This window comes from Streptomyces sp. NPDC053541 (assembly GCF_044544705.1).
Classification (GTDB): Bacteria; Actinomycetota; Actinomycetes; order Streptomycetales; family Streptomycetaceae; genus Streptomyces.
Genome location: NZ_JBITXM010000006.1, coordinates 474462 through 488252 on the forward strand (window position 1 = coordinate 474462; position 13791 = coordinate 488252).

Here is a 13791-nt window from a genome sequence, read left to right on the forward strand (position 1 = left end):
GCGCGGGGGCCGCTCGGCGATGGGGAAAAAGCACGTGCACGACCCCTGTTCCTCGGGCTTACCCCTCAGTACATTGACGCCATGTCTAATACGCAGCCCGCCCCGGTCGCGTCGGAGCACATCGAGCTCAAGGCCCGCAAGGTCTCCTTCGACTGGGAACAGACACCGCTCCACTGGGTTCCCGGCGACCCCTTCACCACCCACACCATCAACGTGCTGCACCTGCTGCTCCCGGCCGGCGAGCGCTGGTTCGTGCACGTCTACAAGCAGGTCCTGCCGTACATCACCGACGAGCGGCTGCGGGCGGACGTCATCGGCTTCATCGGCCAGGAGGCCGTGCACTCCCAGGCGCACGACGACGTCCTGCCGCACCTGAAGAAGCAGGGCCTCGACCCCACGCCGTACACCGCGCAGGTCGACTGGTTCTTCGAGAAGCTGCTCGGCGACCGGACGCTGCCGCCGGGGCGGCCGCGGCGCTGGTGGCTGATGGAGCGGGTCGCGCTGATCGCGGCCATCGAGCACTACACGGCCTTCCTCGGCAACTGGGTGCTCAACGCCGAGGCGCTGGACCGGGTGGGCGCCGACCCGGTGATGCTGGACCTGCTGCGCTGGCACGGCGCCGAGGAGGTCGAGCACCGCTCGGTCGCCTTCGAGCTGTTCATGCACCTCGACGGCGGCTACCGGCGGCGGGCCCGCACCTGGGCGACCGCCTTCGGCGCGCTGGTCTTCCTCTGGCAGCGCGGGGTGCGCTTCTTCATGGAGCACGACCCGACCGTGCTCGGCGCCAAGCCGAGCGTGGGCCAGTTGGTGCGCAAGGGCCGCGAGGGCGTCCTGCCCGCCACGCCCGACCTGCTGCGCGCGATCCCGCGCTACCTCAGCCGGAGCTACCACCCCTCCCAGGAGGGCTGCACCGCCCAGGCCGCCGCCTACCTGGCCTCCTCCCCCGGCGCCAACGGAGGCCGGGTCTGATGCGTCTGCGTACCGTCGTCCTCGTCGCCGGGGCCGCGCTGCTCGCCAAGCGGGCGCTGCGGCGCCGGATCGACGCCTCTCCGCTGTGGCCGATGCCCGCCCTGGAGGTGCCCGTCTCGGGCCGGGGCCGGCAGGCCACCGTGACCCGGCACGTCCTGGTCGCCGCCCGGACCGAGCCCGCCGAGGGGGTCGTCGAGCTGCGCCTGGAGGGCTCCGGGCTGCCCGCCTGGCAGCCCGGCGCGCACATCGACCTGGTGCTGCCCTCCGGGACCGTCCGGCAGTACTCGCTGTGCGGCGATCCGGCCGAGCCGGACGTCTACACCGTCGCGACCCGGCTGATCGAGCCGGAGCAGGGCGGCCGCGGCGGCTCCCGCGAGGTGCACGAACAGCTCCACGTGGGCACCGAGATCGAGATCCGCGGCCCGCGCAACCGCTTCCCGCTGGTGCCCGCGCCCTCCTACGTGTTCGTGGCCGGCGGCATCGGGATCACGCCGGTCCTGCCGATGCTGCGCGCGGCGGAGGCGGCCGGGGCCGAGTGGCGGCTGCTCTACTGCGGGCGCAGCCGGGCCACCATGCCGTATCTGGACGAGGTCGAGAAGCTGGGCGGCGGGCGGACCACGGTGGTCGCCGAGGACACCGACGGGCGGCCGGACCTCGGTTTCCTCGCCGGGCTCCCGGCGGAGACCGAGGTGCACTGCTGCGGCCCCGAGGGGCTGATGGAGGCGGTGTCCGCCGCGCTGCCGGAGGGCAGGGTGCCGCACCTGGAGCGCTTCTCCGCGGCCCGTACGGAGGGCGGCGCGCCCTTCGAGGTCGAACTGCGGCGCACCGGGCGCACGTTGACGGTGGCGGCCGACCAGTCGGTGCTCTCGGCGGTGCGCGAGGCGGTCCCGGGCGTCCTCTACTCCTGTCGGCAGGGTTTCTGCGGGACCTGCCAACAGCGGGTCCTGGAGGGCGAGGTGGACCACCGCGACGAGCTGCTGACCGACGCCGAGCGGGCGGACTCGATGCTGATCTGCGTGTCGCGGTGCGCCGGGCGGCGGCTGGTCCTGGACCTGTAGCGAGGACGCCGGTCGGGTCCTAGGTCCTGTCCGGAAAGTGGCGTCGTCTGCCCGCAGGGTAGGGCTCCCGGCGTCCGGTGCGTGCGATCGCACGGCGGAGGTGGGGGCACCTCCCCGGCCGCCAGGCCGAGGAGGCGGAGACGAGGCGTGCCATGGCGACCGACGACAACGCGGGCGCGGGGGCACCTCCCGTGCCCGCGGGGCCACGGGGGACTGCGTGCTGGGGGCACTCCCCCAGGCTCCGCCGGGGGCACCCCCACCCAGGCGAAGCTCTGGCGGAGCCACGAGCCAGGCGAAACCTTCCGGGCCGGCCCTAGGGGAGCACCAGCCAGTCCAGGGCGAACGCGGTGGCGAGGCCGCCGGCCAGGAGCCAGGTGGCCAGCCGCGTCCGCCCGTTGCGGGACAGTTCGATGACGACCCCGCACAGGATCATGGCGAGTCCGTAGACGCCGACGACGAGGACCGAGGTGTGCGCCGCCAGGCGGGTCACGAGGACCGCGGCGGTCACGACGAGCAGCACGGATCCGGCGATGACACGCGCCAGCCGTGCCTGCCGGGGCGTGAGTCCGGTCGGCTCCGCCTCGGTCTCCGGGACGTCCTGCTCAGAAGCACTCATGGGGCGGGAGCGTAACGGACTCCCGTTAGGCTGTTCGCATGACGACCGGGGTACGCCGACGGATGGGCGTCGAGGAGCGCAAGCAGCAGCTGATCGGGGTGGCCCTCGAGCTGTTCAGCCACCGCTCGCCCGACGAGGTCTCCATCGACGAGATCGCGGCGGCCGCGGGCATCTCCCGGCCGCTGGTCTATCACTACTTCCCCGGGAAGCAGTCCCTGTACGAGGCGGCGCTGCGCCGTGCGGCGGACGAGCTGGCGGCCCGGTTCCTGGAGCCGCCGCACGGCCCGCTGGGGGCCCGGCTGCTGCGGGTGATGGGCCGGTTCTTCGACTTCGTGGACGACCACGGGCCGGGCTTCGCCGCGCTGATGCGGGGCGGTCCGGCGGTCGGCTCCTCGACGACGAACGCGATGATCGACGAGGTGCGGCAGGCGGCGTACGAGCAGATCCTGGCGCACCTGGAGGTGACCGAGCCCTCGGCGCGGCTCGAACTGGTCGTGCGGTCCTGGGTGTCGCTGGCCGAGTCGACGGCGCTGCTGTGGCTGGACGGGCGCCGGGTGCCGCGTGCGGAGCTGGAGCTGCAGCTGGTGCACGACTTCGCGGCGCTGACCGCGGTCAGCGCCGCGTACGACGACGAGATGGCGAAGATCGTGGTGCGGATCCTCGCCGACGAGCCGGCCGACGGGCCGTTCGGCGATCTGGTGGGCCGGCTCGTGGCGCTGGTGCCGCAGGTCGGCGAGGTCTCCGGTCAGTAGGACGGGTCGAGGTCGCGGACCTCGGCGGAGACGTGCACGCCCTCCGTGTCCTTGAGGTAGTCCGGGACGAGCGCGAGGACGGCCCGGCGCAGCCGGGACTTGGCCTCGTCGCTGCGGCCGGTGAGCAGGGCGATCTCCACGTGGACGACGCTGCCGTCGGCGGAGCCGTCGCCGACGACGAGCTCCTCTACTTCGCGGAAGCGGGTCGTGCAGGCTTCGAGGCGGGCGTCGACGGTCTCCACGACGAGCGGGTGCAGCGCGAGCGCGAAGCCGCGCCGGTCGAGGGGCGCGGAGTAGTCGACGGTGATGAACGGCATGGGGGTCACTCCTGGTGGTGCGGATGTCGGGCCCAGCTTGACCGGCGCCCGCCGCACGCACAAGGGACCGTTCGCGGGGCGAACGGTCCCTTGTGTCCTGCGGGAGATACGACTCCGGGATCAGCGGGCCGTGAAGACGGCCACCGTGCGGGCCGGGACCGTGAAGGTGCCCGAGGCCTCGTCGTAGGCGGCGGTCTTCACCACCGGGTCGGCGCCGGCGGCCTGGACCGGGTGGAGGCGGTAGCCCTTTCCGGCCAGTTCGGCGACGTGCTGCGTGGTGCCGGCCGGGGTCGCGTTGAGGACGACGACCAGGTCGCCGAGGCGCATGGTGATCACGCCGGGCGTCTCGTCGCGGCCGGACAGCGGGAAGGACAGCCGCTGCTGCACCTCTCCGGCGGTCGCCAGGGAGAAGACGGGCTCCGTGGTGCGGATCCGCTGGAGGTCGCGGTAGGCGGCGGAGGCGCGGGTGATCTCCGGGCAGCCGACGGTGAGCGCGGGGTTCACCAGGAGCGGCTTGCCGTAGGACCACTTGGCCTTGTTGTCGGCGGCCGGCGGGAGGCCCCGCCCGAAGCCGTTGCCGTCGCGGCAGTCCCAGTGGATGGCGTTGAACCAGTCCCCGCTGTCGTACGAGTTGCGGTCGAGGGACTTGGAGCGGAGCAGGTCGCTGCCGGCCTGGGAGAGCGCCGGGCCCTGGGAGAGGGTGCCGGTGGCCATGGCGAGGACCTGCATGCGGGCCCGGTCGGCCGCCGGGGTGCCGGCCGGGAGCTTGAAGGCGAGGGCGTCGAAGAGGCTCTCGTTGTCGTGGGCGTCGGCGTAGGCGAGGGCGTCGCCGGGTGCGGCCGCGTAGCCGGCCGGGGCGCCGTTGTAGTCGACCTCGGAGCCCTTGACCGTGCGCCCTGAGGTGTCGGTGAAGGTGTACGAGGCCAGGTTGCCGGACAGGCCGACCTTGATGAGGTCCTGGTAGTGCAGGAGGCGGGCCTTCTGCTGTTCCGGGCTGCCGTTGGCGGCGGAGCCGTTGGGGTCGGTGAACAGGCCGGAGGCGAAGCCCTGGACGCCGGGGTCCTCGTCGAAGGGGCCGCCGCCGCGGACGGCGTCGCGGGCCCGGTCGGAGAAGGTGGCGACGCCGGTGCCGGCCATGTTCTTCTGGGTGGCCTGGACGAAGCGGGCGTCGTCGGCGATCTCGCCGAAGTTCCAGCCCTCGCCGTAGAGGATGATCGCCTTGCCGTCGACGCCGTCCTTCTCGACGGTGAGCGCGTCGAGTGCGGCCCGCACGGCGAGGACGTTGGCCTTGGGGTGGTGGCCCATGAGGTCGAAGCGGAAGCCGTCGACCTTGTACTGCTTGGCCCAGGTGACGACCGAGTCCACGACGAGCTTGCCCATCATGGCGTTCTCGGGCGCGGTGTTGGCGCAGCAGGTGGAGGTGGCGACGGTGCCGTCGGCCTGGAGCCGCTGGTAGTAGCCGGGCACGATGCGGTCGAGGACGGACTTGTCGGACTGTCCGGCGGCCACGGTGTGGTTGTAGACGACGTCCATGACGGTGCGCAGGCCCTCGCCGTTGAGCGCCTGGACCATCCGCCGGAACTCGACGGTGCGGCGGGTGCCCTCGGGGTCGGTGGCGTAGGAGCCCTCCGGCACGGTGTAGTGCAGGGGGTCGTAGCCCCAGTTGTAGGCGTCCTTGGCCGCGGCGGCGGCGACGCAGGCCTGCTGATCCTCGGAGTCGGGGGCGTAGACCTTCAGGTCGCAGGCGGGTTCGGTGCGGTCGGACCTCTTCTCGGGGATGGTGCCGATGTCGAAGGCCGGGAGCAGGTGGACGTAGGAGGTGCCGGAGTCGGCGAGCGCCTTGAGGTGCCGCGAGCCGGCGCTGGCGGTGTCGCCGAAGGCGAGGTAGGTGCCGCGGTGGGCGGCGGGCACGGTGCTGTCCGCGACGGAGAAGTCGCGGATGTGCAGCTCCTGGATCTGGGCGTCGCGCAGCGGCACGGCGGCCGGCTTCCGCAGGCCCTGCCAGCCCCGGGGGGCGAGCTTCGGGTCGGCGAGGTCGACGACGAGGCTGCGGGCGGAGTCGGTGGTGAGCGCGGTGGAGTACGGGTCGGTGACCCGGTTCTCGACGAGCTTGCGCACGCTCGGCGCCCAGACCTTCACGACGTAGCGGTAGGGCTTGCCGGCCCAGTCGCGCGGGCCGGTGACGGACCAGACGCCGGAGGCGGCGTCGCGCCGCATGGGCACGGTCCTGCCGTCGAGTTCGAGGGCGACGGACTGGGCGGTGGGGGCCCACACGGAGAGGGTGGGGCGGCCGTCGCGGAAGACCGGGCCGAGCGCCTTGCGGGTGGCCTGTGCGGCGTAGAGGTCGTCGAGGACGCCGGCGGTCTGCACGCCGGTGGCGGCGAGCAGGGCGCCGTTGGCGGCGCGCTGGGTGGCGATCAGCTGGCCGCGCAGGGAGTCCCGGACGCGGTCGGCGTCGCGCGGGTCGACGGTGAAGGCCGGGTAGTCCTTGAGGTGCGGGAACCTCGCCTTCTGGGCGTCGGTGAGGGCGGCGGGGCTGAGCCGCAGCCAGCGGCCCTCGTCGCTGAGGGCGCCGTCGGTGACGGTGATGCCGCCGTCCGCGCTGCCCGGCGCGTACACCAGCTGCTGGCTGGTGGCGTCGGTGGCCTTGACCTTCCAGACGACGGTGGTGCGGTCGATCCACTGCGCCTCGGCCTTGCCGAGGTCGAGGCTGGGGGCCGCGCCGGTGGTCGGGAGCAGGTACTTCGGCTGTCCGGCGAGCAGCCAGACCTCGTTGCCGTAGGTGGCGAGGTCGAGGGACTGGTCGGTGGGCAGGTCCTTCTCGTCGCCCTTGTGGAGGATGTACGAGAGCGAGCTCGCGCCCTCGGCCAGCGGCACCTCGTACACGGCGCCGTAGGCGTCCACGCGGGTGGGCATCAGCGGCTTGGACCAGTCGGTGGGCTGGGCGGCGCCGGTCCACAGGTGCAGGCCCCAGCCGTCGTAGTTCCCGTCGGGGCGCTGGTAGTGGAGGACGACCTTGGTCCGGTCCGGGGTGGCGGGGGCCGGGTTGGTGTCGGACTGGCCGTCGGCGCCCTGCGTGATCCAGACCTCTCCGGTGCGGCCGAGGGTGATGCTGCGCTGGGGGCCGTCGGCGGTGCCGTCCTTCTCGACGGTGTACGGGAGGGTGGAGGCGCCCTCGGGGACCTTGACCCAGGCGAAGGCGCCGTGGGCGTCGCGTCCGGTGAACGCGGCCTCCTGGCCGGCCGCCTTCAGTTTCCAGCCCTCGTAGTTCCCGTCCTCGCGCCGGTAGTGGACGACGGCGTGGGTGCGCTCGACGGCGACCGGCTTCTCGGGGGCGGGGGGCGCGCCGGCGGTGGTGGCGGCCAGCGCGCTCGCGGTGCGCCCGGCGGCGTCGACGGCGACGGCCTTGTAGCGCAGGGCGGTGCCGGCGGGCGCGGTGACGTGCTGGGTGGTCTTGTACGGGGCGTGGTCGGCGGTGCCGAGGGTCTGCCAGGGTCCGTCGCCGACCTGGGCGGCGAACACGACCCGGTTGAGTCCGCCGCCGGTGACGTCGGCGGACAGTTCGACGGTGCCGGTGGCGCCGGCGGCCGGGGCCCGCAGGGTCACGGCGGGCGCGGTGGCGGGCGCGGGCAGCGGCGCGTCGGCCCTGAGGACGAGGGAGCCGAGCGCCGGGACGGTGACGGTGACGGCGCCGTCCTTCGCGGCGACGGCGCCCCGGCCGCCGTACAGGGTGTGGAAGCGTGCCGAGTCGACGGGGACGGTGACCGTCTTCGGCTCGGTGGCGCTGTTGGTGGCGACCAGGTACTCCACCCGGGCCTCGGCGTCCGTGCGGGAGAAGGCGTAGACGGAGCCCTCGGCGAGGCGTTCCTGCTGGACGCCGTCGCGCAGGGCCGGGTTCTCCTTGGTGAGCTTCGACAGCTCGGCGATGGAGCGGTAGATCGGGTGGCCGGTGTCGTACGCGTCGGAGGCGTGCGTGCGGTCGGTGCCGAGCTGGTCGTCGTCGAGGTAGTCGGCGATCCGCGAGGCGAAGAGGGTCTGGCGGGCGTCCTTGTCGCCGCCGGGGCCGGTGAAGCCCTGCTCGTCGCCGTAGTAGACGACCGGGTTGCCGCGGCTGAGGAACATCAGCTCGTTGGCGAGCCGGGCCCGCCGGACGAGTTCGGCGTCGCTCGCGTCCGGGTGGTCCTGCTCCAGGAAGCTTCCGATGCGGCCCATGTCGTGGTTGCCGAGGAAGGTGACCTGCTCGTAGGCGTTGGCCTTGTCGGTGGTGTAGCGGTAGTCGTCGGCGAAGACCTTGGCGAGCCGGTCTGCGCCGGCGCCCTGGGAGGCGAAGGCGCGGGCCGCGTCCTGGAAGGGGAAGTCCAGGGTGGCGTCGAGCCGGCCGCGGGTGACGTAGGGGCCGGTGACGGCGGTGTCGGCGGAGTAGACCTCGCCGAACATGAAGAAGTCCTCGCGGCCCTGCTTCTTCGCGTACGCGTCGAGGGCGGTGGCCCACTGGGTCCAGAAGTCCAGGTTCACGTGCTTGACGGTGTCGATGCGGAAACCGTCGATCCGGAAGTCGTGGACCCACTTCTCGTAGATCCTCTTCATGCCCTCGACGACCTCGGGGCGCTCGGTCCACAGGTCGTCGAGGCCGACGAAGTCGCCGTACTCGGCTGACTCGCCGGCCCAGGTGGAGTCGCCGCGGTTGTGGTACATCGACGGGTCGTTGAGCCAGGCGGGCACCTTGGTGCCGGCCTCCGCCTTGTGGACCGGGGTGTACGGGAAGGCGTCGGCGTCCACCTCGGCCGGGACGCCGGCGCGGTCGTCGAAGGGGCGGCCGGTGGCGTCGAGGTACGGGTAGGCGCCCTTGGGGCGGTAGCCGTACTTCTTCTCGGCGTAGTCGACGGTGTCGGCGGTGTGGTTGGTGATGACGTCGAAGAAGACCTTCATGCCCTTGGCGTGGGCGGCGGCGATCAGGCGCTTCAGGTCGTCGTTGGTGCCGAAGTGCGGGTCGACCTGGGTGAAGTCGGTGATCCAGTAGCCGTGGTAGCCGGCCGAGGCGTCCTTGCCCTCGCCCTGCACGGGCCGGTTCTTGAAGATCGGCGCCATCCAGATGGCGGTGGTGCCGAGGCCCTTGATGTAGTCCAGGCGCTGGGTGAGCCCCTTGAGGTCGCCGCCCTGGTAGAAGCCCTTGTCGCTGGGGTCGAAGCCGGTGGCGGTGCGGGAGCCGGTGAGGCCGCCGCGGTCGTTCCCGGTGTCGCCGTTGGCGAAGCGGTCGGGCAGGACGAAGTAGAACTGCTCGCGAGTGAGGTCGTGGCGGGCGGGCTCGGCGGCGAGCGCCCGGTCGGAGGGCGGCGCGGGCGGCCGCGGTGCCGCCGTCGCGGGGACGGCGGGCACCAGGGCCGCGCACAGGGCGGCGGCCAGTGCGACCGCCGTTCTCTTGCGTATCACGGAGGTGCTCCCTGGGCAGGGGGACGGGAACGTCAGTTGCGGAAGGTGTCGTTGAGGACGACCTGGCCCGAGGCGGGCACGGTCGCGGTGCGGTTGGCCCCGGACTCCCAGGTCACGTTCCCGGCGGCGTCCTTGCGGAGGTACTTGTACTCGAAGGACGTGCCGGCGGGCAGGGCGACCGTCAGCTTCCAGACGGGGTACGCGGCGGGGTCGAGCTTGAGGGCCGCGGCCGGGGACCAGTTGCCGAGCTCGGCGCGGTTGCCGGTGACGTAGATGTTCTGGCCGACCGCGGTGGTGGCGTTGACGTTGAACGAGGCGCCGGTGGTGGCGGGCGGCTGGGTGGTGCCGCCGCCGCTGCAGCTCATGGCCCCGGTGTGCAGGGCGAGGGCGGTGTCGGCGGCCAGCGTGGCGGTGAACTGCCCGGCCGCGTTCACGGTGACCGAGCCGCCGCTCTGCACGTCGCAGTAGGTGCCGGCGGGCAGGGAGGTCTGGAAGGTGCGGGTGAGGGCCGAGGACTCGTGGTTGATGGCCACGTAGGCCTTGGCGCCGCGGCCGAACGCGATGGCGTTGTTGCCGTTGTCCCACCAGTCGGTGACGGCCTGGCCGCGGGCGGTGTTGCGGAAGGCGACCATGGAGGAGATCTCGCGCCAGGCGTGCTGGCACTTCCAGCCGTCGCTGTAACAGGCGTTCACCTGGTGGTTGTTGGGCGCGCCGGCGTCCTTGTCGGTCCACTCGTAGCCGGAGTGGACGTCCGGGGAGCCGTAGGGCCAGGCCAGCATGAAGACGGAGGCGAGGGTGTACTGGGCGCCGTTCTTGTAGTTGAGGGTGTCGCCGCCGCGCTCGGTGTCGTGGTTGTCCACGAAGACGGCGGACTGGCCGGAGGGCATGTAGCCCCAGGCCTCGCCGAAGTTCTTGAGGTAGGCGAGCTTCTCGCCCTGGAGGACCCGCTTGAGGTCGCGGGCGTAGCGGAACTCCTGGACGTCGCCGTTGCCGAGGTACTCGCTCGGGGCGACGGCCTCGCCGGCCCCGTAGATGGCCTCCTGCTTCCAGTAGACGGAAGGATTCGTCAGCCGGGACTTGATGTTGGCGAGGTCGGCGGCCGGCATGTGCTTGGCGGCGTCGACGCGGAAGCCGTCGACGCCGAGCGTCAGCAGGTCGTTGAGGTAGCCGGCGATCCGGCCGCGCACCCAGTCCTCGCCGGTGTCGAGGTCGGGGAGGCCGACGAGTTCGCAGTTCTGGACGTTGGCGCGGTCCTGGTAGTTGCTGATGGTGGCGCGGCAGTCGTCCATGTCGGCGCCGGAGTAGAGGCCCGGGTAGGCGTACTTGGAGAACGAGGTGCCGCCCGTTCCGGTGCCCGAGGAGTTCGCCATGTGGTTGATGACGGAGTCGGCGACGACCTTGACCCCGGCGGCGTGGCAGGTGTCGACCATGTTCTTGAAGGCGGTGCGGTCGCCGAGCGGGCCGGCGATCTTGTAGCTGACCGGCTGGTACGCGGTCCACCACTGGGGTCCCTGGATGCGTTCCTGGGGCGGGGAGACCTGGACGTAGCCGTAGCCGGCGGGGCCGAGCTGTTCGGTGCAGGCCTTCGCCACCGAGGCGAAGTTCCACTCGAACAGCACGGCGGTGACGTCCTTCGTGCCGGGCGGGGCGGCCTGGGCGGTGGGGGATCCCGTGACGGCCACTGCGGCTCCCGCCACGAGGGCGAGCGCGCCGGCCACGGTCTTTCGGGCCATGTTTCCTCCTGTACGACGTCCCTGTCGCAAGAAGTTGCCGAAAATGACAGCAACTGTTTTCAGCCGCGACCGTAGGGGTGCACAGGTGTGCGGTCAATACTTCCGACACCGCAACGCAACATCTTGCGCAAGGAGTTACGCGAGCGCCGCCGCCGTGGACCCGCGGACCACCAGCTCCGGCTGGAACACGAACTCCGTGCGCTGCACCGGGTTTCCCTCGATCTCCTCCAGGAGCGCGCCGACCGCCGCCGTCGCCATGGCCTGCACGGGCTGGCGCACGGTGGTGAGCGGCGGGTCGGTGAAGGCGATCAGCGGGGAGTCGTCGAAGCCGACCACCGAGACGTCCCGGGGCACGTCCAGGCCCCGGGCGCGGGCCGCCCGGACCACGCCGAGGGCCATCAGGTCGGAGCCGCACACGATGCCGGTGCAGCCCTCGGCGAGCAGCAGGTCGGCGGCGGCGTGCCCGCCCTCCACGCCGAACAGGGTGGGCCGCACGAAGCGTTCGGCCTCCTCCCGCTCGATGCCGAGCAGGGCGTGCAGTTCGGCGGCGAAGCCCTCCGCCTTGCGGCGCGAGGGCACGTAACGGGTCGGCCCGATGGCGAGCCCGATGCGTTCGTGGCCCAGTTCCACGAGGTGCCGTACGGCCATCCGGGCCGCGGCCCGGTCGTCGGGCGAGACGAAGTTGGCGTCGACGTGCTCGTTGAAGCCGTTGATGAGGACGAACGGCACCCCCCGCTCGGCGAGCCGGGTGTAGCGGGCCGGGTCGGCGGTGGCGTCCGCGTGCAGCCCGGACAGGAAGACGATGCCGGCGACCCCGCGCTCCACCAGCTGCTCGACCAGCTCGTCCTCGGTGGCGCCGCCGGGCATCTGGGTGCAGAGCACCGGGGTGTAGCCGTGCCCGGCCAGGACCTGTTCGACGACCTGGGCGAAGGCCGGGAAGATCGGGTTGGTCAGCTCGGGCACCACCAGGCCGATCAGGCCGGCGCTGCGCCGTTTGAGCCGTACCGGACGCTCGTAGCCCAGCACGTCGAGCGCGGCCAGCACCTTGTGCCGGGTCGCGCCGGCCACGCCCGCCTTGCCGTTGAGGACCCGGCTGACGGTGGCCTCGCTCACCCCCGACTGGGCCGCGATGTCCGCGAGCCGCGGGGCGCCCCCTCCGGCGCCCCGCGGCAGGGGGATCGTCACACCGCCCACCAGGCGGTGGTGTCGGCGGGCAGCAGGGCGTTGCCCTCGCCGTCGGTGTCGACGATCCGGATCTCCTCGTCCGCACCGGCGGACGAGAGGAGCAACCGGCCGGGCAGCGGGACGGAGATGGCCCGGCCGGTGGTGTTGGCGGTGCAGACGAATCCGCCGCGGCGGAAGGAGAGCACACCCTCGGGTGCCTCCAGCCACTCGACGGACTCGCCCGCACCGAGTTCGGGGCGCTCGCGGCGCACGGCGAGCGCGCTGCGGTAGAGCTCCAGGGTGGAGCCGGGGTCGCCGGTCTGCGCCTCGACGCTGAGCGCGCCCCAGGTGGCGGGCTGCGGCAGCCAGGAGCCGCCGGAGCCGAAGCCGTAGGAGGAGCCCTCGGCGGTCCACGGGATCGGGACGCGGCAGCCGTCGCGGAAGCCGTCCTGGCCGGTGGCCCGGAAGAAGGACGGGTCCTGGCGCACCTCGTCGGGCAGGTCGGTGACGTCGGGCAGGCCGAGCTCCTCGCCCTGGTAGACGTAGGCGGAGCCGGGCAGCGCCAGCATCAGCAGGGTCGCGGCGCGGGCCCGGCGCAGACCGAGTTCCCGGTCGCCGGGGGTGCGCAGCTGGGTGCCGAGGCCCGCCGGGTTGGCGAAGCGGGTGGCGTGCCGGGTGACGTCGTGGTTGGACAGCACCCAGGTGGTGGGGGCGCCGACCGGGCGCATCGCGGCGAGCGAGGCGTCGATGACCCGCCGCAGCTCCTCGGCGTCCCAGTGGGTGCCCAGGTACTGGAAGTTGAAGGCCTGGTGCATCTCGTCGGGGCGCACGTAGTTGGCGGTGCGCTCGACGGTGGGGGTCCAGGCCTCGGCGACGAGGACGCGCTCGCCGTCGTACTCCTGCAGCACCTTCCGCCAGGAGCGGTAGATCTCGTGGACGCCGTCCTGGTCGAAGAAGGGCATGACGTCGTTGCCGAGCAGCTTCAGCTGGTCGTGGCTGCCGATGTCGGGCAGGCCGGCGGCCTTGACCAGGCCGTGGGCGACGTCGACGCGGAAGCCGTCCACGCCCATGTCGAGCCAGAAGCGCAGGATCGAGCGGAACTCGTCGCGGACGGCGGGGTGTTCCCAGTTGAAGTCGGGCTGCTCGGGCGCGAAGAGGTGCAGGTACCACTCGCCGGGGGTGCCGTCCGGGTTCTCGGTGCGGGTCCAGGCGGGGCCGCCGAAGATGGACTCCCAGTCGTTGGGCGGGAGTTCGCCGGCCGCGCCCTTGCCGGGGCGGAAGTGGTAGCGCTCGCGCAGCGGGGAGCCGGGGCCCTCGCGCAGCGCGCGCTGGAACCACTCGTGCTGGTCGGAGGAGTGGTTGGGGACCAGGTCGACGATGATCCTGAGGCCCAGTGCGTGGGCCTCGCGGATCACGGCGTCGGCGTCGTGCAGGGTGCCGAACATGGGGTCGATGGCCCGGTAGTCGGCGACGTCGTAGCCGGCGTCGGCCTGCGGCGAGGCGTAGAAGGGGGAGAGCCAGACGGCGTCGACGCCGAGCTGCTTCAGGTACGGCAGCCGGCTGCGGATGCCGGGCAGGTCGCCCATGCCGTCACCGTTGCCGTCGGCGAAGCTGCGCGGATAGACCTGGTAGATCACCGCGTCTCTCCACCAGCCCGACTGCGTGCCGGAGGCGGTTGCGGCGTCGGCGGCGGGGGCGGCGAGGTGCTGGGTCATGTCTTCCTTGCTTCGTAAGAAGGGTGCGGGCACGGGA

Annotated in this window: 9 protein-coding genes; 3 read left to right on the forward strand and 6 right to left on the reverse strand. The window is 72.5% G+C overall.

Annotation, left to right across the window (positions count from 1 at the left end; genetic code table 11):
* The first annotated feature begins 81 nt into the window (after positions 1 to 81).
* Entirely contained in the window at positions 82 to 969 is an 888-nt protein-coding gene (locus ACIGW2_RS18595) for a metal-dependent hydrolase (RefSeq protein WP_391654463.1), read from the forward strand.
* The gene (locus ACIGW2_RS18600; RefSeq protein ID WP_391654462.1) at positions 969 to 2027 is read left to right on the forward strand and encodes a PDR/VanB family oxidoreductase; all 1059 of its coding nucleotides are present in this window, start codon (positions 969 to 971) and stop codon (positions 2025 to 2027) included. Before ACIGW2_RS18595 ends, ACIGW2_RS18600 begins: the two co-directional genes overlap by 1 nt.
* A 313-nt stretch (positions 2028 to 2340) precedes the next feature.
* On the opposite strand, the gene ACIGW2_RS18605 is transcribed toward ACIGW2_RS18600, so the two are convergent.
* Positions 2341 to 2643 (reverse strand): hypothetical protein, encoded by a 303-nt coding sequence (locus tag ACIGW2_RS18605; protein WP_391654461.1) that lies wholly within the window; start codon positions 2641 to 2643, stop codon positions 2341 to 2343.
* Between the two features lie 38 nt (positions 2644 to 2681).
* On the opposite strand from ACIGW2_RS18605, the gene ACIGW2_RS18610 reads away from it, so the two are divergent.
* Positions 2682 to 3395: a TetR/AcrR family transcriptional regulator gene (locus tag ACIGW2_RS18610; protein ID WP_391654460.1), complete on the forward strand. Its 714-nt coding sequence runs from the start codon at positions 2682 to 2684 to the stop codon at positions 3393 to 3395.
* On the opposite strand, the gene ACIGW2_RS18615 is transcribed toward ACIGW2_RS18610, so the two are convergent.
* From ACIGW2_RS18615 to ACIGW2_RS18635, 5 genes are all read right to left on the reverse strand, one after another.
* A complete protein-coding gene (locus ACIGW2_RS18615; RefSeq protein ID WP_391654459.1) occupies positions 3389 to 3712 on the reverse strand; it encodes a 5-carboxymethyl-2-hydroxymuconate Delta-isomerase in 324 nt (107 codons plus the stop codon). The two genes, ACIGW2_RS18610 and ACIGW2_RS18615, sit on opposite strands and share 7 nt — an antisense overlap.
* Before the next feature lie 120 nt (positions 3713 to 3832).
* Positions 3833 to 9142, reverse strand: a complete 5310-nt coding sequence (gene pulA / locus ACIGW2_RS18620) for a pullulanase-type alpha-1,6-glucosidase (protein ID WP_399844487.1) — start codon at positions 9140 to 9142, stop codon at positions 3833 to 3835.
* 32 nt (positions 9143 to 9174) lie between these two features.
* Positions 9175 to 10875: a carbohydrate-binding module family 20 domain-containing protein gene (locus tag ACIGW2_RS18625; RefSeq protein WP_391654456.1), complete on the reverse strand. Its 1701-nt coding sequence runs from the start codon at positions 10873 to 10875 to the stop codon at positions 9175 to 9177.
* Between the two features lie 135 nt (positions 10876 to 11010).
* Positions 11011 to 12069: a LacI family DNA-binding transcriptional regulator gene (locus ACIGW2_RS18630; RefSeq protein WP_356070544.1), complete on the reverse strand. Its 1059-nt coding sequence runs from the start codon at positions 12067 to 12069 to the stop codon at positions 11011 to 11013.
* Positions 12057 to 13754: an alpha-amylase family glycosyl hydrolase gene (locus ACIGW2_RS18635; protein WP_391654454.1), complete on the reverse strand. Its 1698-nt coding sequence runs from the start codon at positions 13752 to 13754 to the stop codon at positions 12057 to 12059. Before ACIGW2_RS18635 ends, ACIGW2_RS18630 begins: the two co-directional genes overlap by 13 nt.
* Between the last annotated feature and the right edge of the window lie 37 nt (positions 13755 to 13791).

What these genes read in the sequence shown, in the direction of transcription:
- ACIGW2_RS18595 (WP_391654463.1), top strand. Translation starts at nt 82, where the DNA reads ATGTCTAATACGCAGCCCGCCCCGGTCGCGTCGGAGCACATCGAGCTC.
- ACIGW2_RS18600 (WP_391654462.1), top strand. Translation starts at nt 969, where the DNA reads ATGCGTCTGCGTACCGTCGTCCTCGTCGCCGGGGCCGCGCTGCTCGCC.
- ACIGW2_RS18605 (WP_391654461.1), bottom strand. Translation starts at nt 2,643, where the DNA reads ATGAGTGCTTCTGAGCAGGACGTCCCGGAGACCGAGGCGGAGCCGACC.
- ACIGW2_RS18610 (WP_391654460.1), top strand. Translation starts at nt 2,682, where the DNA reads ATGACGACCGGGGTACGCCGACGGATGGGCGTCGAGGAGCGCAAGCAG.
- ACIGW2_RS18615 (WP_391654459.1), bottom strand. Translation starts at nt 3,712, where the DNA reads ATGCCGTTCATCACCGTCGACTACTCCGCGCCCCTCGACCGGCGCGGC.
- ACIGW2_RS18625 (WP_391654456.1), bottom strand. Translation starts at nt 10,875, where the DNA reads ATGGCCCGAAAGACCGTGGCCGGCGCGCTCGCCCTCGTGGCGGGAGCC.
- ACIGW2_RS18635 (WP_391654454.1), bottom strand. Translation starts at nt 13,754, where the DNA reads ATGACCCAGCACCTCGCCGCCCCCGCCGCCGACGCCGCAACCGCCTCC.